This is a genomic window from Variovorax sp. 278MFTsu5.1 (assembly GCF_048305045.1).
In the GTDB taxonomy this organism is placed as follows: domain Bacteria; phylum Pseudomonadota; class Gammaproteobacteria; order Burkholderiales; family Burkholderiaceae_C; genus Variovorax; species Variovorax guangxiensis.
On record NZ_CP157622.1, the window covers coordinates 3580000 to 3606408 of the forward strand.

A 26409-nucleotide genomic window follows, 5' to 3' on the forward strand; every position below is an offset into this window, starting at 1 on the left:
AGATCGAAGGAAAACATCATGTCGAGTTCATCGGTTGTCGTCGTGACCGGCGCGTCATCGGGCATCGGGCGCGTTGCCGCGGAAATCTTCGTCGCGCGCGGCTGCCGGGTGTTCGGCACCGTGCGCGACCTGCGCAAGGCGCCCGTGGTGCCCGGTGTGGAGTTCGTCGAAATGGACGTCCGGGAGGAGGAGTCGGTGCAGGCCGGCATCGACTCCATCATCGAGCAGGGCCTGCGCATCGATGTGCTGGTCAACAACGCGGGAATGATGATGCTCGGCGCGGTCGAAGAGACGGCGACGGCAGAAGCCGCGGCGCTGTTCGACACCAATGTCTTCGGCGTGCTGCGCGTCACGCGCGCCGTGCTCCCCTCCATGCGCAAGCAGCATCGCGGGCGCATCGTCAATGTGAGCTCGCTGTTCGGCGTGATGCCGGCGCCCTACATGGGCATGTATGCGGCCGCCAAGCATGCGCTCGAGGGCCTCTCGGAGTCGCTGGACCACGAGGTGCGCCAGTTCGGCGTTCGCGTGACGCTGGTGCAGCCGGCGTTCACCCGGACCAACCTCGACATCAATGCGCCGCGTGCCAAGGCGCCGATCGCGGACTACGACCGCGAACGCGGCCTGGTCGAGCGCGCGGTGGCCGACAGCGTCAACAACGCGCCGCCGCCGCAGGGCGTGGCCAACACCATCGTGGAAGCGGCGCTCGGTCCCTGGCGCATGCGTTGCACGCCGCCCGGCGAGGCCTCGGTCCTGGCGAAGCTTCGCCGCTTCATGCCCGCGGGCCCGGTCGACGCGAGCTTGAGAAAAAAGCTCGGTCTCGCCTGATACATCGACCCGCCGGAGCCGGCCTGGCCGGTGTCTGGCACCGTCTTGCAAGGAAGGAGAGGCCTTGGACAGCTTGGAACTCTTGCGAACCTTCAACGAAGTCGCAGTGTCGGGCAGCTTCTCGCGCGCCGCGAAGCACCTCGAACTGTCCAGAGCCACCGTGAGCAAGTACGTCGCGAAGCTCGAGGGGCGCTTCGGTGTGCGACTGCTGAACAGGAACAGCCACGCCGTCAGCCTCACGGATGCCGGCGTGCTCTTGCTCGAGCGGAGCAAGCCCATGCTGGAGTTGGTGGAAGCAACCCGTGCAGAACTGCAGGATCGCGCGTTGACTCCGAGCGGCCGTTTGCGCATTTCCGCGCCCCACGGCATCGACCAGACCGAGTTGCCGGCGCTCTTCAACACCTTCCTGGGTCACTACCCCGATGCCAGCATCAGTCTCTTGCTGACCAATCGCCTTGTCGACCTGGCAGAGGAGGGGGTCGACATTGCGTTGCGCTTTGGGCCGATCGCGAACGAAAACCTGATCGTTCGCAAGTTGCTTCTGATGGGTTTGACCGTGTGCGCGGCCCCGATGTACTGGAAAAGCAGAGGAGTCCCCTCCCACCCCAGCGAACTCGCCAACCACGATGCGTTGATCAGTACCCACCTGAATCCATCGTCCAAGTGGCGCTTCCAGGTCGACGGCGAACCGTTGGAGATCGCGGTGCGTGGCCGGCTGGATGCCACCGAGGCCAGCCCGCTCATCCAGGCCGCACTGCAAGGCGCTGGCGTGCTGTACTTGCCGACGGTCATGCTGAAGCCCTATCTCGACAGCGGCCGGCTGGTTCCCGCGCTGTCGGATTTCGTGCGCAGTGACATGTGGCTTTCAGCCGTCTACCTGCAAAGACGCCACAGCACCGCGGTTCACCGGGCGTTCCTCGATTTCCTCGAAAGTCGGATCAAGGCCGGCAAGACCCTCCGTTGAGCTTGAACGCAGTGCCCGGTGCCGCCTTCATGGCGTTTCATGGGTGAGGTTCACGTTCCGCGGACGAGCGCCTCAAGAGTTCAAGCCAGCATCGATTGCTGGGCGAAGATGCCCGCCATCGCACCCTGCGACGATGCCTGGGTGACCGAGGGCAGGAAGGGCGTGGCGAGGTCGCCGGCGGCGTAGATGCCGGGCACGCTGGTCTGGCGGCGCTCGTCGACCTTCAGCACGATGCCGGTGGGCGTATCGGCCGTGGCGAGGCCCAATGCTTCATGCAGGCTTGCGGACGGCTTGTTGCGCGGGCTGGCGAACAGGACGTCGACCGCGACATTGCGGCCGCTATCGAGATTGACTGTGGCAATGCGGCCCTTGTGATGGGCGATATCGATGATCCGGCCGTCGACGACAGCGATGTTGCGATTCACCAGATCGGCCCGGATATCGGGCGCAATGTCGCGACCGTCAGCGAAGACGGTCAACTTGTCGGTCCAATCGCGGAACAGCCTGGCCTGATTGTGCGACTGCGGGCCGGACCAGACGTGGCCCCAGTGCCGGTCGGCGACTTCGAAGCCGTCGCAATAGGGGCAGGGCACGATGGACGTGCCCCAGCTTTCGGCGAAGCCTGGGACGTCTGGCATCTGGTCGGCGACGCCGTAGCTCAGGATCACGCGGCGCGCTCCGAGGCTTTCGCCATCGTCAGTGAGAACGGAGAAATCGTCGATGACGCCGGAGACGTTGTCGGCCTGTGCATTGACCAGCTTGATCGCGGGATACCGCGCCAGCTGCTGCCGCGCCTCGGCGAGGATGTCCAGCGGTGGCTTGTGATCATGGCCGAGCAGGCCATGCGAATGGCCGGCGAAGCGATTGCGCGGCAGGCCGGTATCGAGAACGGTGACCTTGCGGCGGGCACGGCCGAGCTGCAGGGCCGCGGCGAGGCCGGCAAAGCTGCCGCCAATGATGATGACGTCATTCATGGTGATGGGTTCCGTGTGGGGTGGTTATTACTGGACTTTCAAGTACAGCAATGTGGAACACATATAGTAGACTGTCAAGTCCAATAAATATGCCCATGACCCGATCTCCAATTCCTGCTCCGAAGCCTCAACGCGGGCGGCCGCGCGATCCTGAGCGCAGCCGGCGCATCCTGGAGGCGGCGCAGACGCACTTCGATCGGCATGGTCTGGAGCGCGCCAGCGTGGATGCCATCGCTGCCGACGCGGGCGTCTCCAAGATGACCGTGTACAGCAACTTCGGCTCCAAGGAGGGGCTGTTCGAGGCGGTCGTGCGCGACAGGACGGTAGCCGTGATGGCTGGCTTCCCCGGGGCCGGGGCGCTGGACCCGAACCAGCCGGAGAAGGTGCTGCTGGTGATTGGGGAGCGGTTTCTCGCGCTGGCGCGCGGGGACGCCCTGGGCGCGTTGCGCGCCGTCTATGGCGTCGCGGGGGCGCAACCGGAAGTCTGTCGCGCGCTGTACAAGGAGGGTCCGGAGCGTGTGATGGACGAACTGGCTGCATATCTGCTTCTTGCCAGCTCGGCGGGCACGCTGAAGGTGCGGAATCCGCTCCAGGCAGCGGACCTGTTCCTGTCGATGTTCCTGGGCTCCGGCCACATCCGCGGAATGCTGAAGCTCGAGATGCCGGATACCCGGGAGAACCAGGCTCTTCTGCAAGAGGCTGTTCGGGTCTTCATGACGGCCTACGGCGCGTAGGCTCTACCGGGTAGCTTGCCGGCAATGGGGCAGAAATCCTGGTTGCCTCATGCGCGCCTTATTTAACATAACGCACATTGTGTGAATATCCCGCGCGGGGAGCTAGCTCAACCGGCCATCGCCGCATGCGGCGGCATCCACTGCACGACTCACCAGCAGCAGCGCCGAGGAAGAACCAAGTTCACCACTTGCCGTCCTTGGGAACGGCCTTGGCCGCGCTGGCTTTCGCATTGGCGGCCGCGGCGATCATCGAGGCGGCTTCCGAGCGGTTTGCCTTGTTGGCGAAGTCGACGGCGGTCATGCCCAGTTGGTTCTTCATGGTCGTGTCGGCGCCCTCTTCAAGCAGCAGCTTCACGGCATCGTTGGAGCCGTACATGGCGGCCATCATCAGCGGCGTGGTGCCGTTGGGCGATTGCGCGTCGATGAAGGCGAAGTTCTCGAGCAGCGTCTTCATGATCGCGATCTGCCCGCTGGTGGCCGCGTAGTGCAGCGGCGTCCATCCGGTCTTGTTGACGGCAGCGTCGCGCTTGAGCAATTGGGCGACCACGTCCTGCTGGCCCTTGATCGCAGCGAGCATCAGCGGGGTTTCGTCCTTCGGGCTGGCGATGTCCACGTCGGTCTGCGGCGCTTCGATCAGCACCTTGATCACCTTCGGCGAGGGCTCGCGCAGCGCGATCAGCAGGCCGGTCTGGCCGTGCTCGTCGCGCGTGTTGGGGTCGAAGCCGCGCTGGATCAGGTTGCTGACGCCGCTGGCGTTGTCGCCGCGAACGGCGCGGAAGAAGTCTTCGAACGAACCGGCGTTCGCTGCAAAAGATGCAGCAATGACAATAAGATAGATAGATTTCTTGAAGTAGTTTTTCATGATTTGACTTCCCTGAACAATGCTTCGAAATTGTCGCTCGTGGCCTTGGCGATGGCCTCTACGGCCATCTGCCTGAGTTCGGCGATCTGCTGCGCCACATAGGGCACGTAAGACGGGTTGTTGGTCTTGCCGCGGTACGGCACCGGCGCGAGGTACGGGCTGTCGGTCTCGATCAGCATGCGGTCCAGCGGCACGAAGGCGGCCACGTCGCGCAGGTCCTGCGCTTTCTTGAAGGTCAGGATGCCGGAGAACGAGATGTAGAAGCCCAGGTCGAGCGCGGCGCGGGCCACCTCGGCGGTCTCGGTGAAGCAATGGAACACGCCGCCGGCAGCGCCGGGCGAGCCGTCTTCGCCCTCTTCCTTCAGGATCGCCAGCGTGTCCGCCGAGGCTTCGCGGGTGTGGATGATCAGCGGCTTGCGCGTCTGCTGGGCGGCGCGGATGTGCACACGGAAGCGGTCGCGCTGCCATTCCAGGTCGGAAATGCTGCGGCCGCCCTTGCGCTCTTCCATCTGGTAGTAGTCGAGGCCGGTCTCGCCGATGGCGACCACGCGCGGCCGCTGCGAAAGCCGAACCAGATCTTCGATCGAGGGCTCGGCGATGTCCTCGTTGTCGGGGTGCACGCCCACGCTGGCCCAGAAGTTGTCGTAGCTGGCGGCCAAGGCCTGCACTTCGTCGAATTCCTCGAGCTTGGTGCAGATGCAAAGCGCCCGGTCGACCTGCGCCGCGGCCATGGCGGCGCGAATCTGCGGCATCTGGCCCGCGAATTCGGGAAAGGTGAGGTGGCAGTGGGAGTCTGTGAACATCGGAAATGGTGGGATGCGAGGCGCACCCCCTTGTCTGGCCCGGACTGCCGGGTTTCGTATGGGAGGTAGGCGCCGTCGATCGAGTTCCGCGTCACGAGGACGGGCGGAAAACTCAGATGGTTTGCGTGGGGCGGTCGGAGGCCATCGAACCGCCGAGTGCCGCCTCGATGCGCGCCTTCAGCTGGCGCGACTTCTCGTCGGAAGGAAAACGGATACCCACGCCCGGCGCCCGGTTGCCGGCGGCGCGCGGCGGCGTGATCCAGGCGACCTTGCCGGCCACCGGGTAGCGCTGCGGGTCTTCGGGCAGCGTCAGCAGCACGTAGACGTCGTCGCCGAGCCGGTATTCGCGCGTGGTCGGAATGAAGATGCCACCCTCGGCGAACAGCGGGATGTAGGCCGCGTACAGCGCGCCCTTTTCCTTGATGGCGAGCTGGATGACGCTCGGCCGGGCGGGTGTGGAGGATGCTGCGGGTGCAGCGGATGCGGCAGGTTGGTTCATGGTCGGCGACGAGCGGCAGAGTTTAGGGTGGTTCGCGCTTCGCTCACAAGCGCTTCGAGCATGAGGCCGGCGTTGAACGGGTGCTCCGCGGTTCTCGCGGCGCTTGCGAGCGACTTCGACCAGCGCGCGAGCGCCAGCCGGGGCGGTGCAGTGGGCAGATCGGCGGCCTCGAAGAAACGGGGTGCGGCGCCGTTGCCGACGGCCATCAGGTCATGGCAGAGCTTCTGCAGCGCGCCGACAGCCTGCGCGGGCGCGTGATCGGCCAGCGCGCCGACGTCGCCGCGCACCATGGCCTTGGGCAGTAGTGCCCAGGCCTTGGGCGACTGTCCCGAGCGCGCGAGCTTCAGTGCATCGCTGGGCCGGCCACCGGCGGCGCGCAGCAAGGCGGCCGCGTCGGCGGCGGGCACGTCCTGCGCGGCGAGCCAGGCCTCGGCCTCGGCGGTTGCGGGCCATGGCAGCGTGAAGCCCAGGCAGCGGCTGCGGATGGTCGGCAGCAGCTGCCACGCGGCCTCGCTGGCGAGCACGAAGCGCACGTCGCCCACGGGCTCCTCCAGCGTCTTCAGCAGCGCATTGGCCGTGATCGTGTTCATGCGCTCGGCCGGATACACCAGCACCACCTTGCCGCGGCCGCGCGCGCTGGTGCGCTGGGCGAAGCCGACCGCGTCGCGCATCGCCTCCACGCGGATCTCGCGGCTGGGCTTGCGCTTCTTGTCGTCGATGTCCGCCTGCGCCTTTTCGTCGAGCGGCCAGCCAAGCTCCTGCATCGCCACCTCGGGCATCAGCACGCAGAGGTCGGCATGCGTGCGCACCTCGATGGCATGGCAGCTCGGGCAATTGCCGCAGGCGGTGCCCTCCTCCGTCGGCTGCTCGCACAGCCAGGCGGACGCCAGTGCCAGCGCCAGCTCGTACTGGCCGATGCCCGACGGGCCCTGCAGCAGCCAGGCGTGGCCGCGCTGGCGCAGCAGTTCGGTCAGCGGCCGGCGCAGCCAGGGAGACAGTGCCTCGGCGCTCATCCGGCGCGACCTCCGGCCAGCACGCCATGCGCCCTCAGCTCGGACTCGATCTGCAGCCAGACCTGCTCGCGCGTCTGGCTGGCATCGATGCGCACGAAGCGCTGCGCGTCGGCGCTTGCACGATCCGCATAGCCCTGGGCAACGCGGCGGAAGAACTCGACCGGTTGCGCCTCGAACTTGTCGGGCACGCGAGCACCGGCCAGCCGCTGTGCGGCGATCTCGGGAGCGAGGTCGAACCACAGCGTGATCCGTGGCTGCAACAGCTTCGTGCCACCCGCCTGCCCCTGGACCCATTGCTCGAGAGTCGACAACACGGCGTTGTCGAAACCGCGCCCCGCGCCCTGATAGGCGAAGGTGGCATCGGTGAACCGGTCGCAAAGCACCACATCGCCGCGCGCCAGCGCCGGGCCGATGACCTGGGCGATGTGGTCGCGCCGGGCTGCGAACACCAGCAGCGATTCGGTCAGCGGGTCCATCGGCTTCTCGAGGACCAGCCCGCGCAGCGTTTCGGCCAATGGCGTTCCGCCGGGCTCGCGCGTGCGGACGACCGTGCGGCCCTGCGCCTTGAACAGCGCCTCCAGCGCGTCGAGATGGCTCGACTTGCCCGCGCCGTCGATGCCTTCCAGCGTCAGAAACAAGCCTTGGTCACTCATTGGGTCGTCGCCTTCGGTTTGGTGTCGCCGCCGCGCTGGTAGCGGTTGACCGCGCGGTTGTGATCGTCGAGCGAACTGCTGAACTGGCTGGTGCCGTCGCCGCGAGACACGAAATACAGCGATTTGCTTTGCGCAGGCTGCACCGCCGCCAGCAGCGCCGCCTTGCCGGGCATGGAAATCGGCGTGGGCGGCAGGCCGCCGCGCGTGTAGGTGTTCCAGGGCGTGTCGGTCTGGAGGTCTTTCTTGCGCAGGTTGCCGTCGAAGGCGGTGCCCATGCCGTAGATGACGGTCGGGTCGGTCTGCAGCGGCATGCCGATGCGCAGGCGGTTGGAGAACACGGCCGCGATTTCCGCGCGGTCGTTGGCCTTGCCTGTCTCCTTTTCGACAATGCTGGCCAGAATAAGCGCCTCATCGGCCGATTTCAGCGGCAAGTCGGAGGCTCGGGCGGCCCAGGCAGCTTCCAGCTTCTTGTCCATGGCCCGCATCGCGCGCTGCAGCAGGGCGATGTCGGTCGAGCCCTTCGAGTAGGTGTATGTGTCCGGGAAGAAGCGCCCTTCCGGGTGCAAGCCGGGCTTGCCCAGCTTGGCCATGAGCGCCTCGTCGGTCATGCCCACGCTCTCGGGCTTGAGCTGATCGGCCTTGGCCAGCGCGGCGCGCACCTGGCGGATGTTCCAGCCTTCCACCAGCACCACGCTGCGGGTGGCTTCCTCGCCGCGCACCAGGATGTTGAGCAGCAGCTTGGGCGTGACGCCGCGCTCCAGTTCGTAGCTGCCGGCGCGCATCTGGCGGTCTTGCCCCGAGACGCGGAACCACAGGTAGAGCAGTTGCGGCTGCACGTCGACGCCCGTGTCGGCCACAGCCTGGGCAATGCCGCGCGGCGTGGTGCCGGGCTCGACCGACAGGTCGACGCTGGGCGCAGGCAGCTTGAGCGGCTGATGCACCCACCAAAGGCCGGCGCCGCCGAGCGCAAGCACGGCCAGGGCGGCGAGCAGGAAGAGCGTGAGGAAGAAACTGCGCACGAGTCCGATGTGGGGATGACGGGGAAAAAGCCGGAGGCAATCAAAAAACGGTGCCCTTGCGAACCGAAGGGCTGGAGCCCCTGCCGCCTCGAAGGAACAGGCCCGGCCATGATAATTCAGCGATGACCACTGTCGTTCTCAATGGGGTGACCGCCCTCTCCCATCTCGGCGTGATCCGTGCCGAAGGTCCGGACGCCGCCAGTTTCCTCCACGGCCAGCTCACACAGGACTTCTCCCTGCTCGGAGCCTCCGACGCCCGCCTGGCCGCGCTGTGCACCGCCAAGGGCCGTGTGATCGCGAGTTTCATCGGCATCAAGCCGCAACCGGAACTGATCCTGCTGGTGTGCAGCCGCGACATCCTTGCCGCCACGCTCAAGCGCCTGTCGATGTATGTGCTGCGCGCCAAGGCCAAGCTGAGCGACGCCACCGAGCAGTACGCGCTGTACGGCCTCGCCGGCACCGCCCTTACCGCCAACGGGCTCGACGCGGCGGCCCCGCCCGGCAAGCGCACGGCTGTCGGCGACGAAGCCAGTGCCGTGTCGCTCTATCCGGCCGACGGCGTGCCTCGCGCGCTCTGGATCGCGCCGGCCGGGCATGCCGCGCCCACGGGCCCGGCTCTGGACGACAACCTGTGGCAATGGAGCGAGGTGCGCAGCGGCATCGTGACGCTGACCACGCCCGTCATCGACGCCTTCGTGCCGCAGATGATCAATTACGAATCCGTGGGCGGCGTGAACTTCAAGAAAGGCTGCTATCCAGGCCAGGAAGTGGTCGCGCGAAGCCAGTTCCGCGGCACGCTGAAGCGGCGCACCTACCTCGTCCAGGCCGATGCGCCGGTGGCCGTGGGGCAGGAAGTGTTCGCCGCCGGCGACGCCGAGCAGCCGGTGGGCACCGTGGCGCAGGCCGCGCCGGCGCCCGATGGCGGCTGGTCCGCGCTGATCTCCATGCAGATCGCCGCGCTCGAGGCCGGTGGCCTGCGCGCCGGCGCGGCCGACGGCCCGGCGCTCACGGTCGAGCCGCTGCCCTACCCGCTGCTCGAAGACATCTGAGCCTGCGCACCCTTTAAACCCCCAACGCCCTCAAAGCGGGTGTTTGGCGCTGTCGAAAATCGACGGCGCCATTTTTTTGCGCGTCTCCTAACCCCGTTGCCGTTGCCGAGCCGTAGAAGCCGGCACCGATCAACTCCGGCAAGGAAACACCATGAAGCGCAGACTCTTTTCCACCGCCCTGGCCCTGAGCGCGGTGGCCTCGTCGTTCCCGGCCTGCGCGCAGACCTCGGAACGGCCCTACGTTCCCTCCACGCCGCCCAGCCGCATCGGCTCGCTGATGCAGATCAGTGTGGTCGACCGCGGCAGCGGCGCCGAACTGCCGATCTACCGCCATCGGGGCGAATACTGGGTGGCCGGCCGCCCCGGCGCGCGCTACGCCATCCGGGCGCGCAACGCGATGGGCGAGCGCATCATGGCCGTGATGTCCGTCGACGGCGTCAACGTGGTCACGGGCGAAACCGCTGGCGTCGGGCAGAACGGCTACGTCTTCGGCGCCCGCGAGCGCAGCGACATCACCGGCTGGCGCAAGAGCGATTCGCAGATCGCCGCCTTCGAGTTCGCCGCGGCCGGCAACTCGTACGCCAGCCGCACCGGCCGGCCGGACGACGTGGGCGTGATCGGCGTCGCGATGTTCCGCGAGCGCATGCCCGAACCGCCGCCTGCGCCGGTCACGCCGTTCCCGCGCCGCGATGAATACGGCGGATACGGCCCCGAGCGCGAGCGCCGCGGCGAATCGTCGTCGCCCCAGGGCGACGCGCGAGCCAAGGCAGGCGCAGCCGACAACGCCGCTCCCGCTGCGACCGCCGAATCTTCCGGCAGCCTGGCCCGCCAATCCGCGCCCAGCCCGAGCCTCGGCACCGCACACGGCCGCCGCGAAACCTCATACGTTGGCAAAACGACCTTCGAGCGCGCGCAGTCGTCGCCCGACGAGGTGGTCCGCATCCGCTACGACAGCCGCGAGAACCTCGTCGCCGCAGGCGTGATCCCGGTGCCGCCCCCTCCGCGCTGGCCGCGTCCCGCAGGGCCGTCGCCCTTCCCCGGCTCGGACCCGGGCTATGTGCCCGATCCGCCGAGCCGTTACTGAGAAGAAGAGGACCGAAGAGGCCGGCGCATCTCGATGTGCGGAATGCCGGCCTCCTCGAAGCCGTCTCCATGCGGCACATAGCCCAGCCGCGCGTAGAAGCGCTCGGCGCTGCGTTGCGCGTTCAGTGCGACCACGCTGGCGCCGCGCTCCCTGGCAGCCTCCTCCAGCACCTGCATCACCGCGGCGCCATGGCCGCCGCTGCGCAGATTGCGATGCACGGCCACGCGGCCGATGTGCGAGATGCCGTTCTCGGCCGGCAGCAGCCGGGCCGTGGCGATGACCTGCCCGAGCCGGTTGCGCGCGACCGCATGCAGCACCACGGCGTCCTGCTCGTCCCACTCCAGCGATTCGGGAATGTTCTGCTCCTCGATGAACACCGCCCGCCGCAAAGCGCCGGCGCCTTCGCCGAGCGTGGCCCAGTCGCCCGTCTCGATGGTACGCATGGCCTCGCCAGCCTCGTAGCCCAGCAGGACTTCGCGCAGCGCCGGCGGCACCGGCTTCGAGGTCTGCGTCGCCGGGTCGGCGAACACATAGACCAACTCGCAGCCGACCAGGAACTGGTCCTGCCGGAACAGCCCGCCTTCGAACACGATCGACGAGTTGCCGATGCGCACGCAGCGCATGCCAACGTCGAGCACGTCGTCGATGCGCGCCGAAGCACGGAAATCGACCGTCGCCTTGCGCACGTACAGGTCGCCACCCATCGCGTGCATCGACTCCTCGTACGGCAGCGCCAGCGCGCGCCAGTAGTCGGCGATGGCGGTGTCGAAGTACATCAGGTAGTGCGCGTTGAAGACGATCTTCTGCATGTCGACTTCGGCCCAGCGTACGCGCAGGCGGTGGAAGAAGCGGAAGTCCTTGCGTTCGGTAGCTGTCGTCGTGTTGCTCATGGTGCCAGTAGTGCCTCTTTGATTGCACGGGCCGCGTCGTCCTGCGCCTGCAGCGCCTCCGGAATCGCCCGGCCCATCTTGATGAATTCGTGGATCACGCCGCGGTAGATCTCCAGGTCGACCGGCACGCCCGCCGCGCGCAGCTTGTCTGCATAGGCGATGCCTTCGTCCACCACCGGGTCGCATTCGGCCAGGCCGATCCAGGCCGGCGCCACGCCGTCCACGTCGTCGGCCAAGAGCGGCGCGAAGCGCCAGTCATCGCGGTCGGCCGGGGTGTTGACGTACTGCGCGAAGAAGAAATCGATCATCGCCTTGGTCAGCAGCGGGCCGTCGACGTGCCGCAGGTGCGAGGCCGTGTCCTGGTGCGCGGTGGTGCCGGGGTAGATCAGCATCTGCAGCGACAGCGGCAACCCCGCGTCGCGCGCGAGGATGGCGCAGACTGCCGCGAGCGTGCCGCCCGCGCTGTCGCCGCCCACGGCCAGTCTGGACGGATCGAGGCCCAGGCCCGTACCCTCCTTCGCGATGAACTGGAAGGCATCCCAAGCGTCGTTCGACGCGGTCGGGAACTTGTGCGCGGGCGCGAGCCGGTAGTCCACGGAGATCACCGCGCAGCCGCTCTTCGCGCTCAGCACGCGGCACAGCGTGTCGTGCGTGCGGATGTTGCCGACCGTGAAGCCGCCGCCGTGGAAATAGATCAGCACTGGCAGCACCGCTGACGATGGTGCGTACAGCCGCGCGGGAATCGCATACCCGTCGCGCGCCGCGATGGTGAAGTCTTCGACGCGCGCCAGCTCGGGCTTCGGCACTTCGAGCACGCCGGCGCCCTTTTCGTAGGAGGCCTTGGCCTCCTCGGGCGTCTGCTTGTCGAGTGGCGGGTGGCCTGCGCGGGCCATGCGTTCGACGACGCTGGCCATCTTCGGCGTGAGCCGCGTGCCGGCCGGTGTTCCGGGCGCGACAGCGGCAAGGGTTTCTTTCGTGTGCAAGACGGTTCGCTCTTGTTAGATTTGGCTGGTCGGCAATCGTACTGCCCCGTGCCTACCGGGACATCCCCACATCCATGGCCCTCATCCAATACCTCACCCAGATCCAGTTCGAATTCGGCGCGATCAAGCTGCTGTCCAGCGAATGCGCGCGCATCGGCATCAACCGCCCGCTGATCGTGACCGACGCCGGCGTGCGCGCGGCCGGCGTGCTGCAGAAGGCGCTCGACGCCATCGCCGACCTCGAGGTCTCGGTCTTCGACCAGACGCCCTCCAACCCCACCGAAGCGGCGGTGCGCGCGGCCGTGGAGCTCTACCGCAGCGGCCGCTGCGACGGCCTGATCGCCGTGGGCGGCGGCTCCGCCATCGACTGCGCCAAGGGCGTCGCCATCGCGGCCACGCACGAAGGACCGCTCAAGACCTACGCGACCATCGAAGGCGGCTCGCCGCGCATCACCGAGCGCGTGGTGCCGCTGATCGCGGTGCCCACCACCAGCGGCACCGGCAGCGAAGTGGCGCGCGGCGCGATCGTCATCGTCGACGACCACCGCAAGCTCGGTTTCCACAGCTGGTTCCTGATGCCCAAGGCCGCCATCTGCGACCCGGAGCTCACGCTGGGCCTGCCGCCGAAGCTCACGGCCGCCACCGGCATGGACGCGATCGCGCACTGCATGGAAACCTTCATGTCGGCCGCGTTCAATCCGCCGGCCGACGGCATCGGCCTCGACGGCCTCGAGCGCGCATGGGGCCACATCGAGCGCGCGACAAAAGACGGCAGCGACCGCGAGGCGCGCCTGAACCTCATGAGCGCGTCGATGCAGGGCGCGATGGCGTTCCAGAAGGGACTGGGCTGCGTGCACTCGCTGAGCCACAGCCTGGGCGGGGTCGATCCACGACTGCATCACGGCACGCTCAACGCCCTCTTCCTGCCCGCGGTGATCCATTTCAATTCAGGCGCCGAGTCGGTGCGCAAGGAACAGCGCCTGCAGCGCATGGCGCAGGCCATGCACCTCGATTCGGCCGGCGATCTCGGCGATGCCATCCGCGACATGAACGCGCGCCTGGGCCTGCCCAGGGGCCTGGCCGAAGTGGGCGTGACGCCGGCGATGTTCGAGCAGATCATCGATGGCGCCATGGCCGACCATTGCCACAAGACCAACCCCCGGCTGGCCACGCGCGAAGATTACAAGGCGATGCTCGAAGCCTCCATGTAAGGCTCGCGTAAGAGGCCTGTAAGGGCTTCTTCTACACATTGTTTCAGTGACCGTTTTCGAGGCGTTTTCAGAGGGAAAAGACGCTCCCTGCGCCCCTCACGTCATTTATGTGACATAAGGGATTTCTAGACTGTCACCGAAGGTTTCTCAGCCGCAGAAACCCAAGGGTCAGGGAAGTTCCGAATGCAGCGCACAGTCCAAGTCCACACCGTCCTGAGCACCGAACAGCTCAAGTTCCGCTCGATGCGTGGACGGGAGGGCCTCTCTCAACTTTTCGAGTTCGAGGTGGACATGGTCAGCAGCAGCTTCAGCCTCGACCTGAAGCAGCTGCTCGGCACTTCGCTCACGCTGGAGCTGGCCGACGAAGGCGCGCCGCGCTTTCTCAACGGCACCGTGGTGCGCTTCGAGCTCGTGGGCCGCGCCAACGAAACCGGCCGCCACTACATCTACCGCGCGCTGGTGCAGCCATGGCTGTGGTACCTCACGCGCACCACCGACTGCCGCATCTTCCAGAACAAGAGCGTGCCCGAGGTGCTCGACGAAGTGCTGGGCAAGTACGGCTTCCAGTTCGAGAAGCGCCTCACCGGCAGCTATCCCGCCTGGGAATACTGCGTGCAGTACCAGGAGAGCGACTTCGCCTTCGTGAGCCGTCTCATGGAGCACGAAGGCATCGCCTATCACTTCGAGCACAGCAACGGCTCGCACCTGCTGGTGCTGGCCGACGACTCGGGCAGCTACCAGCCGCTGCCCGGCCATGCCAGCATCGCCTACCGTCCGCGCGACCGCGTGGTCAATGCGCTGGAGCCCTGCATCGACCAGTGGCGCGTGACGGAGCAGATCACCTCCGGCCGCGTGATGCTCGACGACTTCGACTTCAGGAAGTCGCGTGCGTCGCTGCAGAGCGTGCAGCAAGACCCGAAGCCTCACGAGCATTCGACCTACGAGGTCTACGAATGGCTCGGCGGCTACACGGAGCACCAGCAGGGCGACGCCTACGCCAAGATCCGCCTGCAGGAACTGCAGTGCGCGCACGAGCTGGCCTCGGGCCACACCAACGTGGTGGGCATGGCACCGGGTTACCTGTTCCAGATGACGCATTGCCCGCGCGAGTCGGACAACCGCGAATACCTCGTCACCGAGACCCGCTACGACCTGCAGGAGCCCGAGTACTCCACCGGCGGCAGCAGCGAATCGGTGTGCGAGTTCGACTTCACCGTGCTGCCCTCCTCCGTGGCCTACCGCCCCGCGCGCAAGACGCCGCGCCCGCGCACCAACGGCCCGCAGACCGCCACGGTGGTCGGCCCCGAGGAAATCTGGACCGACCGCTTCGGCCGCGTGAAGCTGCAGTTCCGCTGGGACCGTTACGGCCAGTCGAACGAGAACAGCTCCTGCTGGGTGCGCGTGTCCAGCAGCTGGGCCGGCGCCAACTACGGCACCATGCACATGCCGCGCGTGGGACAGGAAGTGATCGTCGATTTCATCGGCGGCGAGCCCGACCGCCCCATCGTCACCGGCCGCGTCTACAACAGCGACCAGATGCCGCCGTGGGAGCTGCCCGCCAACGCCACGGCCAGCGGCATCCTCACGCGCTCCAGCACCGGCGGCGCGGCCAACCAGGCCAACATGCTGCGCTTCGAGGACCGCACGGGGGCCGAGCAGATCCTGCTGCACGCCGAGCGCAACCTCGACGTCGAAGTGGAAGCCGACGAAACCCACACCACCGACGGCACCCGCACCACCCTCATCAAGGGCCACGAATCGGCCACCTACCAGTACGGCGAGACGCGCGACATCACCGCCGGCGCCAAGGAAACCATCACCGGCGGCGACACCCGCAGCGTGACCGGTGGCTTCACCGAGACCGTGACCGGCGGCGTGAACCAGACCATATCTGGCGGCAAGACGCGCATGCTCAGCGGCGGACTGAACGACACCATCACCGGCGGTGTCGAGCTGGCCATCACCGGCGGCTTCCACGGCACCATCGACGGCAAGGAAATCCGCTTCGTCAGCGACGGCCGCAACGACACCATCAACACGTCGAATGACGTGCTGGTCAACGGGCCGTCGACCACCACAGTTACCGGCCCCACGGTGCACACCTCGCCGGACGTGACCTTCAACACGACCAACCACATCCACAACACGACGCAGCACGTCATCAACACCAACGTCTACAACACGACGTCGAACACGTACAACAACCTGACGGTCAACTACACCAACAACTCCGCCACCTACACCAACAACTACTCCAAGAGCAGCGACTGGAGGTGGTTCCGCCTGGGTGGCACCGGCCTGAACATGGACGTGTCGGGCATTTCGCTGGGCGTGCTGGCCGTGCGTTCGATGGCCATGGGCGTGCAGGCGCAGGCCATCGGCGTGAAGCTGGAGGCCGTGGGCGCGGAGTGGAAGAACAAGGCCATGTCGCTGGGCGACGCCGGTGCGCTCATCCAGCTCGTGGGCACGGAGATCAGGACGGGCGGCCTGCGCGCCGGCATCCAGGCGCTGAAGGTCCTGCTCTGAGGCGTGGGAAGCGTGCTCGAGATCGTTCTGTGGGGTGTGTTCGGCGTCGTCAGCCTGGGCGTGATCGCGCTTGCCGGGGTCGTGCTGGCGGTGTCGCTGATGAGCCATCGTGCCTACGCCGAGGAAGGCCGGCTGTGGCAGCAGCTGCAGGCCGACGGCCGCCCGCTGCAGGGCGTTGCGGTTTCCGTGCTGCGCTCGCCCAGCGGCTACTCCCGGCGCGGCCCGGTCGGACAGCGCCTGACGGCCGTGCAGTTGGGCGTCGCCTACACCGATGCCGCCGGCGTCGAGCAGCAGACCACCTTGCGGACACTCATCGACGAAGATCTGCTGGCCCACTTTTCCGCGGGCCGGCCCGACATTCATCTGCTGCAGGACCCGCAGGACCCGTCACGGCTGGCCATCGACCGCGCGCGCACCCCGCTGGTGATCCGCGGCGCAAGGCGCTGATCCAGCCGTGAAGACCATCAAACCCCTGCGCCTGAGCGTCCTGACGCGGCCCTTCCTGCGCGGGCAAAGCCAGCGTTTGGCGATCACCGTGATCGGCATGCACACCCTCGGCGAAGGGGGCGTGCTGCTGCCGGAGACGGAGCTCTGGAAGACCGTTTCCGCCGAAGTGGGAACCCAGTCCGCGATCGATCTCGGCATTCCCAAGCTGCGGCCCGAGTTCCTGGTGAGCGGCCAGGCCTACACCTGCCACCAGCAGGACAAGACGCGCTGCGCGGTCGACGTGCGCGTAGGCGCCTTGCGGCGCCAGTTCCTCGTTTCGGGCGACCGCTACTGGCTGGACGGCCGTGCCACCGAGCCGCAGGCCTTCGACACTATGCGCCTGGACTGGCAGCACGCATTCGGCGGCCCAGGCTTCGCCGCCAACCCCGCGGGCATGGGCTACGCCCCCGAGATGGTCAACGGCCTGCTGGTGCAGCGGCTTCCCAACGTCGAACGCCCGGGCCATGGCATGGACCGCCCCGACCGGCGTCCGGCCCCTGCCTGCCCGGGTGCGATGGACGTCGACCTGCCCGAGCGCATGAAGCTGCTCGGAACGGACTACGGCGACCAGTGGCGCGAGACGCTCTACCCCGGCTTCGCACGCGACATGGACTGGCAGTTCTTCAACGCCGCGGCTGCCGAACAACGCTGGAACGACGAACTGTCCATCCCCGCGGCCGCGCCCTATGAGATCTGGAACATGCACCCGGAGCACGCGGTGCTGCGCGGACGGCTTCCGGACCTGCGCGCACGCGGCTTCGTCGCACGAAAGTCTGCGCAGCCTCTTGCGCTGGAAGAGGTGCCGCTGCGGCTGACCACGGCCTGGTTCTTCCCGCACGTGGAGCAGGTCATGCTGATCTTTCACGGCGAGACGCTCATCGCCGAGGACGACGCCGCGGACATCACGCACGTCATGCCGGCGATGGAGTCGGCGGACAGCCCGCCGCGCCCCCTCTCCCACTACGGGGCGGTCTTCGAGAACCGCTGCAACCTCGAGAAAGGCGCGATCCATGCGTTCCTCGACGAGGAACTGCTTCCGGTCTCGGCCATCGGCCCCTGGCTGGACCAGATCGACGCGCGCGAATCGATCCTGGCAAGGAACATCAAGGACAAGGGCGAGCGCCTGCGCGCCGAACTGACGGCGCGCGGCCTGGAGGCCGGCCACAAGCCGCGCCATTTCCGGGAACGCCCGCTGCCGAAGCCTTTCGACAGGATGCCCACGCTGGCCGAACTGCCCGAGTTCATCGAGAAGACGCGCGCCTACCAGCGCGAGCAGGAACGCAAACTGGAGGAAGCCAGGCAGGAGGTCGCGAAGGCGGCCCTGGAGAACGCATCCGAATCGCGCAAGGCGGGCTTCGACAGCAGCCGGATCATCGAAGAAAGCCGGAACGCGCAGCTCAAGGGCCCGCCGAAATTCGAGGCCGAAACCATCCTCAAGGGGCTGGGCGGCATCGCCGCGGCCACGGGCACCCCGGCCATGAGCGCCGCCGAGCACTCCGAGCTGCAGGCCCTCGGACAGCGGGGCCAGAAGGACATGCTGGCGCTGTACCGCATGGGGGCCCACCACCAGGCGGCCGCCGATCCGATGGCCGCCGAACAGAATGCGCAGGCGCGCGAACGCGTGCTCGCCGCCATGGCCGCGGACCGCGATCTGTCCGCCATGGACCTGACGGGCTGCGACCTCTCGGGCCTCGATCTGCGGGGCGCCCGCATGCACCAGACCCTGCTCGAAGGCGCCAGCCTCCAGGGCACCCGCCTGGACGGCGCCGACCTGAGCCAATCGGTGCTGGTGCGCGCCGACCTGCGCCAGGCCTCGCTGACAGGCTGCAACCTCGAGCGCGCCAACCTCAGCCTCGCCCGCTGCGAGAACACCAACTTCGCAAAGGCCCGCTTCGAGCGCACGCAGATGGAAAAGCTGCGCCTCGACCGCTGCTGCCTCGACGAAGCGACTTGGAGCCATCTGCTGCTGCAGGGGATCGAGCTGGCCGATTGCAGCCTGCGGCACGCCGACCTGAGCTACCTGAGCATGGCCGAACGCTGCCGCCTGACGCGCTGCGACTTCGGCGAGGCGCGCCTGGAAAAGGTGCTGTTCGTACAGGCCGAATTCGAGTCGGTGGATTTTTCCGGCGCCACCGTCGAAGCCTGCAGCTGGGCCCACACGCCGCTGCACAAGGGCACGCGCTTTCGGCATGCCCTGCTCAAGACCACCAGCTTCGTCGGCACCACCGATCTTCGCGAGGCCGACTTCGAGGACGCCACGCTGGTGCACTGCACCTTGCGCGAGCTGCCGCTCGATGGCGCGAACTTCAGGCGGGCCACGCTCGACACCTGCGATTTCTCCTCCGCGTCGCTCAAGGGCGCGGACCTGCGCGCGGCGGCTGCGCCCGACAGCCTCTTCATCCGCGCCGATTTCACGCGTGCTTCCCTGCGGCTCGCCAATCTCATGAATGCCAACCTCCAGAAGGCCTGCCTGGTCGATGCCGATCTTGGCGAGGCCAACCTGTTCCGTGCCGATGTCGCCCAGGTTTTCATCAGCCCGGGCACGCTCACCCTGGGCGCCCACATCGACCAGATGAAGACACTGCCCCGGCGCCCCGAGGCGGGCAGAGCGTGAACGCCGAGACTCTGGCAGCCCAGGTCCGCAACGGTGAGCCGATCCGCGAGAAGGACTTCAGCGACATGGACCTGAGGGGCATCGACCTGCGCGGCGGCGTGTTCAGCGAATGCAGCTTCAGGGGTGTTCGGGCCGATGCCGCGCAGCTGGGCGAATCCATCTTCGAGAAGTGCCGCTTCGACCAGGCGCAGCTGCCGGCGGCGGAACTGACGCGAGCCGCCTTCCACGAGTGCAGCCTGCACGACGCGGTGCTGGATTCGGCCTCCGTGCCGCATTCGGTGTTCAGCGGCTGCACCCTTTCGGGCGTCCGGCTGGAAGAGGCCTTCATGGACCAGGCGAACTTCCACCAGAGCAAGCTGCACGACGCCTGCCTGGACCGTGCCAGCCTCGAAAAGGCCGTGTTCTCCGAGTGCGACCTGACGGGCGCGTCCTTCAACGAGGTGGCCTTCTCGTCGACCATCTTCTTCCGCGCAACGCTGACGGGCACGCGCTATGCCGGAGCCAGCTTCACGAACGCGATCTTCAGCGAGGCGGATCTTGCGGGGCAGGACTTCTCCGGCCAGCAGTTCCATCTCTGCCAGTTCATCGATGCGGTGCTGACGGCGTGCCGCTTTCGCGATGCACGCCTCACGCAGTGCAACTTCAAGGGCGCCGACCTGCGCAACGCGGTGCTGGCAGGGGCGCAGGCCATGCAGTGCCTTTTTCCCGAAGCCGACCTGCGCGGCGCCGATGCGCGGCGCGGCAACTTCCAGAACAGCATCTGGGTCGACGCCCATCTCGACGGCGCGGACTTCTCGCAGGCGCGGCTCGAGCAAGGCGTCTTCCATCGCGCGCACTGCGGGCAGACCTCGTTCGCCGGCAGCCGGCTGGACTACGCCGACTTCTCCTACGCCCTTCTGGTACAGGCCGATTTCCGCGACGCTGCTTTCCTGCGCACCGTATTCCATCGCGCCGACCTGGACGGCGCCAGGTTCAGCACCCGCGTGGGTACGCTGGACCGTGACCCCGCGCTGCACGAAGCCGAGATGGTGGCGTTGGAGCAGCCCGAGCGCGCATCCCGCCTGGACCGCGACATCCATGGCCGGCGCCCCAAGAAAGACAACCCATGAACTCCACACGGAACACGGCCGGCGACACGGTCGCCGCCGCACACCATGCAACGCAAGGCGTGCTGGATCCGCTGATGCAACGCCCTTCCAACGCGGCCCGCGCGGACTCCGGCACGCGGACCGCCACGGTGATCGCCAGCGATGGCGATCCCTGGTTCGAGGTCGGCCTCGACGACGGCCAGGGATCGCTGCGCTGCCGCCGCGTCGCCAGCTGCCTGCTGCTGCCCGCGCCGGGCGACACGGTGCTGATCACCTCCACCCGCCAGGGCGAGAGCTTCGTCATCGCGGTGGTCGCCCAGGCCGACCCGAGGCAGGCGACGCTGGCCGTGGACGGCGACCTGACGCTGGTCTCGCGCTCCGGGGGCATCCGCGCGCGCAGCGCCGGCCCCATGGCGCTGGAGTCGGACACCTCGATCGCCATGCAGGCGCCCGAGTGGCGCACGCAGGCCCGGCAGGCCCATTGCGAGATCGGCGAGATGGATTACCAGGGCGCCCGCGTCCGCTTCAACGTGCTGGTGTCGCGCTTCGTCGGGCGCGCCTGCGAGGTGGTGCTGGAGCGCCTCAACCTGCTCACCCGCTCGAGCTTCCGCCTGACCGAGGAAGTGGAACAGGTGCGTGCCGGCCAGCTCGACATCCAGGCCGAGCAAACCCTGCGCCTGCATTCGAACAACACGCTGCTCACCAGCAAGGGGCTGGTCAAGGTCGATGCCGAGCAGATCCACATGGGTTGACCCCGAACGAAGGAGCCGTTGCCATGTTCGCCAATGCACAGATGATGGGCGTCGACCTCGCCTTTCCCGACGTCTGCAAGACGCCGCCGGCGCTGCCGATTCCCTATCCCAACTTCGCGCTGGGGCCGACCGCCATCCCCAACGCCTGGAACATCCTCTACGGGGGCACTCCCGCGCACAACCTGGCGACCGTCACGCCCATCACCAACGGCGACAACGCCGGGGTGCTGATGGGCGTGGTGTCGCAGACGGTGATGGGGCCCTCGCGCCACATCACCGGTGCATTCACCGTGCTGCTGAAGGGCACGCCGTGCACGCGCATGACGAGCCTGTCGGTGCAGAACCGCTGCAACATCGTCGGCATGCGGATCGTGCCGAGCCAGTTCAAGGTGCTGGTGCTGGCACCCTGATTCCGGGCGCCCGGAAGCGCTCCCGGCCTCAGGGTGTCGCGATGCACTTCCACGCGCCCAGCGACTGGTTCGCCGGAATCTCGCCCGTCGCATTCCTCGCAAGCGATGGCGCGCCATAGCGGGCCTGGTCGTCATGCACCCAGTTGTCGAGATCCGCAACGGCATTCCAGGCCAGCTGCAGCGGCGTCAGCCCCACTCGCCTGAGCAGCGAGTTGGTGTTGTAGAAGCCGTGGCTGTAGTCCTCGATGAAATAGGCACGCACCGAGCCCTTGATGTCGCCCGCCGTCACCTTGCCGCCCGAGGGCAAGGCCGCCAGCTTGCTGACGAACTCTCCGGCCTGCGTGCAAGGCACCAGGAAGTCCGAGGTGCCCTGGTAGATGATGATCTTCTTGCCCTTTCCGCCCGCCTTCTTCTGGCTTGCGGCCGCATCGAAGAACGCAAGCAGTTCGGCGGGCCGCACGTTCCAGACGGGCGCGAGTTCGTCGAGCAGCCTGTTGTAGCCGTCGTAGTCCGCGCCGGACTCGATGGCCACGTCCGCCAGGTGCCGCGAGACCGCGCCCAGCCCGTCGCTCAGGGTCTGCTGCGACACCTGCTGGCCGAAGAGGCTGATGATCATTGCCGAAGCGCCGGCCCAGTTGACCACCCAGTCGTTGACCACCGCCGGTACCTCGATCGTCTTGAGCAGGTTGGTCTCGTCCACGGGCGGTGCTCCGGCGACGATGCCGTCGTAGGCGTCGGGCCAGTTCGCCATGGCCTTCAACGCCTGCCGGCCGCCGGTGGAAATGCCGACGAAATAGGTGTCGGTCGGCTTGCTGCCCGTGAGCTTCTTCAATAGATAGAGCCCGACGTCCAGCGATTTCTTGATGGAGTCCTGGCCGAAGTTCTTCACCATTTCCTGCTTCGCGACGTCGCTGAGCTTCCTGCCGGCCTGCACGAATTCGGGGTCGAAGGATTTTCCCGAATCGCCGACGCCCGCATCGGCGAGGATCACCGCGTAATTCGACAGCGCAATTCCCTGCAGCGAGGGCGAATACTGCAGATTGGTCTGGATGCCGTTGGCGACCACGTCGGTCTTCCAGGCGAATCCGCCACCGCCGAGTTGCACGAATTTGCCGTTCCATTGCGACGGGACATAGATCTGGAAATTGATGTCGGACACGCGGTAGCTCGGGTCCTTCACCGCCGGATCGACACCGCCCGGAGAAGTCGGCTGGATCGTTCCCTTGATGAGGCAATAGGCCGGCAATGCGAGCCAGACCTGCTCGACGGAAGTGACCGTGAAGCCGCCCGTTCTCGGCGAAGGAAAGCGGGTGCCGCGGAAATCGTCCAGCACCGCATCGGCATATCGCGAGCTGTTCAACTGGTTGGAACAGGTCCTGATGAGCGTGCCGGAAATGTCGTTGGCCGCGTGTGCCGATGAAATGAACGCGCCGCAGGCCATTGCGAGGAGAAATGGCCGAAGCAGCCGCCCCGGCCACCGTGTTGCTCCATGAAAGCCGGAAATCTTCGTCTTGTTCAAGATTTGTCTCCAGGGTATCGATTTGGATTTCACAAACCCACCGCCGCCGCCTCTTCTTTCCGAATCAGCGCGGATGGACCCGTGCCTTCTTTTGAGGCAGTGAAATTCTCGATTGCCCTGCAATGGGCCGCACTATCCGTGCAGCGCCATCCGAATGACCTTCCGGACCTCGGAACCTGTCTTGAACGACTGAATTACCTTGAAAGCGCTACTGCGCTTGTTATTCGGCTTTCACGCCCGCGGTGCGGATCACCTTTCCCCATTTCGCCGTCTCGGCGGTGATGAACGCATCGAATTCCTCCGGCGTGCTGCCTGCGGGAATGGTGCCCATCGCATCCAGCTTGGCGCGCGTGTCGTCGCTCCTGATGATGTTCGCCACCTCCTGCGACATGCGCCTGACGATGTCGCGCGGCGTGCCCGCCGGCGCCAGCATGCCGGCCCAGGTGCTGCCGGTGAAGCCCGCGAAACCCTGCTCGATGAAGGTCGGCACATCGGGCGCCGCCGCCAGCCGCTTGTCGCCCGCCACGCCGATCAGCCGCACCTTGCCGGCCTTGGCCTGGTTGATGAGGCCCGTGGGCGCGTCGAAGAAAAGCTGGATCTGCCCGCCCATCAGGTCCGTCAGCGCCGGCACCGCGCCGCGGTACGGGATGTGGATCATGTAGGTCTGCGTCAGCGACTTCCACAGCTCGGTGGTCAGGTGCGCGGCCGAGCCGTTGCCCGAGGAGCCGAAGCTCACCTTGCCCGGATTGGCGCGCGCATAGTCGATGAGCTCGCGCGCAGTCTTGAACGGCGCATCGACATTCACTGCAGCCAGCAGCGGCGACACGCCCATCAGCGAAACGCCCGTCAGGTCCTTGCGCGGGTCGTAGGGCAGCTTGGGGTACAGCGTGGTGTTGGCCGCATAGGCCGCGATGACCACGCCGAAGGTCGTGCCGTCCGGCGCCGCCTTCGCGATCGCATCGACGCCGATCAGGCTGTTGGCGCCCGGCTTGTTGTCGACCAGCACCGGCTGCCCGAGCTTCGTCTGCAGCCCGATCTGCACCAGCCGCGCCATCTGGTCGGTGAAGCCGCCGGGCGTGTAGGGCACGATCACGCGGATCGGCTTGGTGGGCCATGCGGTCTGCGCGAAGGACGGCAAGGCAAGGCTTGCGGCGGCGGTGGCGAGCGTGAACCGGCGGCGGGACAGCGTGGCTTGGGACATGGCGGCGGGGACCCTTTCATTGCGTCGTTTCGGGAATGGACCGGGTCATTCTCGAAGCGCCATTCGCGTGCCCGGTCAGGGTTTGCCCGGCACCGCCAGCGGCAACCTCATGTCGAACCGCGCCCCTCCCCCGCTCTCGTTCGCCGCCTCGATCCGCCCGCCATGCGCGTGCACCACGGCCTGCGAAAGCGCCAGCCCGAGGCCCAGGCCCGGCGTCTTCTCGTCAGAGCGCGCCGTGGCGCCACGATAGAAGCGTTCGAACAGGTGCGGCATCTCGTCGCCGCGAATGCCCGGGCCGCTGTCAGACACGGTGATGACCGCCTCGTTCGCCTCCGTGTCCGCGCGCAGGCTCACGCGCACGGTGGTGCCTGGCGGCGAGAACTTCAGGGCGTTGTCGAGCAGGTTGGCAAGTGCAAGGCTGGCCGCGCCACGGGCGACCCGCGCAGCCACTGGCAGTGCAGGTTCCAGCGACAGGGCAAGGCGGCGCTCGCGCGCCAGCGGCTCCAGCCGTCTCAATGTTTCCTCGGCGAGCTGGTTCAGCGACACCGTTTCCACCGCATCGCGTTCCTGGCCGGCGTCGAGCCGGGCCAGCACCAGCAGTTCCTCGACGAGCAGCGTGAGCGACTCGACTTCTTCCAGCGACGAACGCAGTGTCTCCACGTACGCGGCCGGTTCGCGCGGCCTGCGCAGAGCCAGTTCCAGCTCCGTGCGCAGGCGCGACAGCGGCGAGCGCAGCTCGTGGGAGGCGTCGGCCGTGAAGCGTCGCTGCGCCTCCATGCCCTGCTCGATGCGCGCCAGCATGTCGTTGAGCGTGTCGACCAGCCGTCCGATCTCGTCGCGCGTTCCGGGGTGGGGCAGCCTTTCGCCGAGGTTCGCGTCGCCGATGCGGTGGGCCTGCCGCACCACGTCGTCGATGGCGCCGAAGGCGCGCCGGGTGATGAGCGCGCCGGCCGCGCCCAGCGCCAGCAGCAGCGCACCGCCGAGGATGATGAACAGCGCGCTGGCCATGGCCACGGTGCGGTTCACGTCGTCCAGCGAGCCCGCCACCTGCACCGCGAGCAGCGAGGCGCGACCGGGCACGGGCACCGAGACCATTCGCGTAGGCTCCTCGCCGTAGCCGTCGAGCGTCTCGAACACGGTCTCGCCCGCCGCGAGCCGCTCGCGCAGCGCGGCCGGAATGGGCAGCTGCGCCTCGCCGAGGTTGCTGCTGCGCGCAAGCACGCGACCATCGGCGTCGATGATCTGCACCAGCCTGTCGAGTCGCACGAAAGAAGGCGCGCCGGGGCCGGGTGGCGCCTCGTGGACGATGACGGTGTCACTCTCGCCGGCCGACAGCAGCATGCCCATCTCGGTCTCGGCCAGCGCCAGCAGCGCGGCGTCGAGCTCGCGGTGCACGTTGCGCGAGAACACCAGGTACGAGCCGAGGGCGGCGACCGCCATCACCACCACGATCACGCTGACGTGTGCCAGCGCCAGCCGCTTGCGGAAGCTAAGCATGCGCGACGCTTCCGCCGCCACCTGCGCCGTCGTCCGCCAGCGCCAGCCTGAAGCCTCGCCCGCGCACGGTCTGGATCAGCGGCGCGGCCGGCGGCGCGTCGACCTTGCGGCGCAGGTTGCTGATGTGCACGTCGATCAGGTTGTCGATGGAAATCATGTCGTCCTTCCACACCTGCTCGGCCAGGCGCGAGCGGCTGACCACCTCGCCGGCGTGGCGCAGCAGGATCTGCAGGATCGCGAACTCCTTGTGGGTCAGCTCCAGCACCATGCCGCCACGCAGCACGCGCTGGCTCATCGGGTCGAGGCTGAGGTCGGCCAGCGCAAGCACCGTCGGGCGCACGAGTTCGGAGCGGCGCAACAGCGCGCGCACGCGTGCCAGCAGTTCGTCGAAGGCGAAGGGCTTGGTGAGGTAGTCGTCGGCGCCGGTGTTCAGGCCAGCCACGCGGTCGCTCAGCGCATCGCGAGCGGTGAGCATGAGCACGGGCGTCTTGCAGCCGCGCTGGCGCAGGTCGCGGCACAGGGTGAGGCCGTCCTTTCCGGGCAGCATCCAGTCGAGCACGATCAGGTCGTAGGCGACGACGAAAGCCTCTTCGTCGCCCTCCTCCGCGGTGTGCACCACGTCGACCACGAAGCCCTCTTCCTGCAGGCCCCGGGCCAGCAGCCGGGCGGCCTTGCGGTCGTCTTCGATCAGCAGAATTCTCATGGCGCGGATCATGCCGCGCGTTCCTGACTTCCGGCCACCGGACCGATCCT

Annotated in this window: 25 protein-coding genes; 12 read left to right on the forward strand and 13 right to left on the reverse strand. The window is 67.3% G+C overall.

The window, feature by feature from the left end; all coding sequences use genetic code 11:
• The first annotated feature begins 18 nt into the window (after nt 1–18).
• Nucleotides 19–825 carry an oxidoreductase gene (locus tag ABL844_RS16660; RefSeq protein ID WP_418128240.1) on the forward strand — a complete coding sequence of 269 codons (807 nt, stop codon included), beginning with the start codon at nt 19–21 and terminating at the stop codon, nt 823–825.
• A gap of 64 nt (nt 826–889) precedes the next feature.
• The gene (locus ABL844_RS16665; protein ID WP_418121093.1) at nt 890–1789 is read left to right on the forward strand and encodes a LysR substrate-binding domain-containing protein; all 900 of its coding nucleotides are present in this window, start codon (nt 890–892) and stop codon (nt 1787–1789) included.
• An 80-nt stretch (nt 1790–1869) separates the two neighbouring features.
• On the opposite strand, the gene ABL844_RS16670 is transcribed toward ABL844_RS16665, so the two are convergent.
• Nucleotides 1870–2763: an NAD(P)/FAD-dependent oxidoreductase gene (locus tag ABL844_RS16670; RefSeq protein WP_418121095.1), complete on the reverse strand. Its 894-nt coding sequence runs from the start codon at nt 2761–2763 to the stop codon at nt 1870–1872.
• Nucleotides 2764–2858: 95 nt separating this feature from the next.
• Here ABL844_RS16670 and ABL844_RS16675 point away from each other — a divergent pair, with 95 nt between their 5' ends.
• Nucleotides 2859–3497, forward strand: coding sequence for a TetR/AcrR family transcriptional regulator (locus ABL844_RS16675; RefSeq protein ID WP_418128241.1), 639 nt, complete (start codon nt 2859–2861; stop codon nt 3495–3497).
• Between the two features lie 181 nt (nt 3498–3678).
• Here ABL844_RS16675 and ABL844_RS16680 read toward each other — a convergent pair whose 3' ends face one another.
• The 6 genes from ABL844_RS16680 to mltG all read right to left on the reverse strand — a co-directional run bounded on the left by ABL844_RS16680 (nt 3679) and on the right by mltG (nt 8346).
• Nucleotides 3679–4359: an ankyrin repeat domain-containing protein gene (locus tag ABL844_RS16680; RefSeq protein ID WP_418128242.1), complete on the reverse strand. Its 681-nt coding sequence runs from the start codon at nt 4357–4359 to the stop codon at nt 3679–3681.
• Entirely contained in the window at nt 4356–5162 is an 807-nt protein-coding gene (locus tag ABL844_RS16685) for a TatD family hydrolase (protein ID WP_418128243.1), read from the reverse strand. The genes ABL844_RS16680 and ABL844_RS16685 overlap by 4 nt, the downstream gene beginning before the upstream one ends.
• Before the next feature lie 112 nt (nt 5163–5274).
• Nucleotides 5275–5661 carry a PilZ domain-containing protein gene (locus ABL844_RS16690; protein WP_126019960.1) on the reverse strand — a complete coding sequence of 129 codons (387 nt, stop codon included), beginning with the start codon at nt 5659–5661 and terminating at the stop codon, nt 5275–5277.
• The gene (locus ABL844_RS16695; protein WP_418128244.1) at nt 5658–6674 is read right to left on the reverse strand and encodes a DNA polymerase III subunit delta'; all 1017 of its coding nucleotides are present in this window, start codon (nt 6672–6674) and stop codon (nt 5658–5660) included. Before ABL844_RS16695 ends, ABL844_RS16690 begins: the two co-directional genes overlap by 4 nt.
• Nucleotides 6671–7327: a dTMP kinase gene (gene tmk, locus ABL844_RS16700; protein ID WP_418128245.1), complete on the reverse strand. Its 657-nt coding sequence runs from the start codon at nt 7325–7327 to the stop codon at nt 6671–6673. The genes ABL844_RS16695 and tmk overlap by 4 nt, the downstream gene beginning before the upstream one ends.
• Nucleotides 7324–8346 (reverse strand): endolytic transglycosylase MltG, encoded by a 1023-nt coding sequence (gene mltG, locus ABL844_RS16705; protein WP_184637839.1) that lies wholly within the window; start codon nt 8344–8346, stop codon nt 7324–7326. Before mltG ends, tmk begins: the two co-directional genes overlap by 4 nt.
• 122 nt (nt 8347–8468) lie before the next feature.
• Between mltG and ABL844_RS16710 the strand changes: the two genes are divergently transcribed.
• Nucleotides 8469–9395 carry a YgfZ/GcvT domain-containing protein gene (locus ABL844_RS16710; protein WP_418121099.1) on the forward strand — a complete coding sequence of 309 codons (927 nt, stop codon included), beginning with the start codon at nt 8469–8471 and terminating at the stop codon, nt 9393–9395.
• Nucleotides 9396–9546: 151 nt separating this feature from the next.
• The gene (locus ABL844_RS16715) at nt 9547–10479 is read left to right on the forward strand and encodes a hypothetical protein (RefSeq protein ID WP_418128246.1); all 933 of its coding nucleotides are present in this window, start codon (nt 9547–9549) and stop codon (nt 10477–10479) included.
• Here the strand turns inward: ABL844_RS16715 and ABL844_RS16720 are convergent.
• Nucleotides 10473–11369: a YbgC/FadM family acyl-CoA thioesterase gene (locus ABL844_RS16720; protein WP_418116436.1), complete on the reverse strand. Its 897-nt coding sequence runs from the start codon at nt 11367–11369 to the stop codon at nt 10473–10475. The genes ABL844_RS16715 and ABL844_RS16720 overlap by 7 nt on opposite strands.
• Nucleotides 11366–12283: an alpha/beta hydrolase gene (locus ABL844_RS16725; protein WP_418131912.1), complete on the reverse strand. Its 918-nt coding sequence runs from the start codon at nt 12281–12283 to the stop codon at nt 11366–11368. Before ABL844_RS16725 ends, ABL844_RS16720 begins: the two co-directional genes overlap by 4 nt.
• Nucleotides 12284–12426: 143 nt before the next feature.
• Between ABL844_RS16725 and ABL844_RS16730 the strand changes: the two genes are divergently transcribed.
• The 7 genes from ABL844_RS16730 (at nt 12427) to ABL844_RS16760 (ending at nt 21439) form a co-directional block, all read left to right on the forward strand.
• A complete protein-coding gene (locus tag ABL844_RS16730) occupies nt 12427–13563 on the forward strand; it encodes an iron-containing alcohol dehydrogenase (protein WP_126019977.1) in 1137 nt (378 codons plus the stop codon).
• A gap of 183 nt (nt 13564–13746) precedes the next feature.
• Nucleotides 13747–16089: a type VI secretion system Vgr family protein gene (locus ABL844_RS16735; RefSeq protein ID WP_418128247.1), complete on the forward strand. Its 2343-nt coding sequence runs from the start codon at nt 13747–13749 to the stop codon at nt 16087–16089.
• 12 nt (nt 16090–16101) lie between these two features.
• The gene (locus tag ABL844_RS16740) at nt 16102–16536 is read left to right on the forward strand and encodes a hypothetical protein (protein WP_418121104.1); all 435 of its coding nucleotides are present in this window, start codon (nt 16102–16104) and stop codon (nt 16534–16536) included.
• A 7-nt stretch (nt 16537–16543) separates the two neighbouring features.
• Nucleotides 16544–19189, forward strand: a complete 2646-nt coding sequence (locus ABL844_RS16745) for a DUF2169 family type VI secretion system accessory protein (RefSeq protein WP_418128248.1) — start codon at nt 16544–16546, stop codon at nt 19187–19189.
• Nucleotides 19186–20298, forward strand: a complete 1113-nt coding sequence (locus tag ABL844_RS16750) for a pentapeptide repeat-containing protein (RefSeq protein ID WP_418128249.1) — start codon at nt 19186–19188, stop codon at nt 20296–20298. The genes ABL844_RS16745 and ABL844_RS16750 overlap by 4 nt, the downstream gene beginning before the upstream one ends.
• Nucleotides 20295–21029, forward strand: a complete 735-nt coding sequence (locus ABL844_RS16755; protein ID WP_418128250.1) for a DUF3540 domain-containing protein — start codon at nt 20295–20297, stop codon at nt 21027–21029. Before ABL844_RS16750 ends, ABL844_RS16755 begins: the two co-directional genes overlap by 4 nt.
• 23 nt (nt 21030–21052) lie before the next feature.
• Nucleotides 21053–21439 carry a DUF4150 domain-containing protein gene (locus tag ABL844_RS16760; RefSeq protein ID WP_126019990.1) on the forward strand — a complete coding sequence of 129 codons (387 nt, stop codon included), beginning with the start codon at nt 21053–21055 and terminating at the stop codon, nt 21437–21439.
• 28 nt (nt 21440–21467) lie between these two features.
• On the opposite strand, the gene ABL844_RS16765 is transcribed toward ABL844_RS16760, so the two are convergent.
• The 4 genes from ABL844_RS16765 to ABL844_RS16780 form a co-directional block, all read right to left on the reverse strand.
• A complete protein-coding gene (locus ABL844_RS16765; RefSeq protein WP_418128251.1) occupies nt 21468–22799 on the reverse strand; it encodes a tannase/feruloyl esterase family alpha/beta hydrolase in 1332 nt (443 codons plus the stop codon).
• 379 nt (nt 22800–23178) lie between these two features.
• Entirely contained in the window at nt 23179–24159 is a 981-nt protein-coding gene (locus ABL844_RS16770; protein WP_369662288.1) for a tripartite tricarboxylate transporter substrate binding protein, read from the reverse strand.
• 75 nt (nt 24160–24234) lie between these two features.
• Complete coding sequence (locus ABL844_RS16775; RefSeq protein WP_418128252.1) at nt 24235–25656, reverse strand: sensor histidine kinase; 1422 nt, start codon at nt 25654–25656, stop codon at nt 24235–24237.
• Nucleotides 25649–26359, reverse strand: coding sequence for a response regulator transcription factor (locus tag ABL844_RS16780; RefSeq protein WP_418128253.1), 711 nt, complete (start codon nt 26357–26359; stop codon nt 25649–25651). The genes ABL844_RS16775 and ABL844_RS16780 overlap by 8 nt, the downstream gene beginning before the upstream one ends.
• Between the last annotated feature and the right edge of the window lie 50 nt (nt 26360–26409).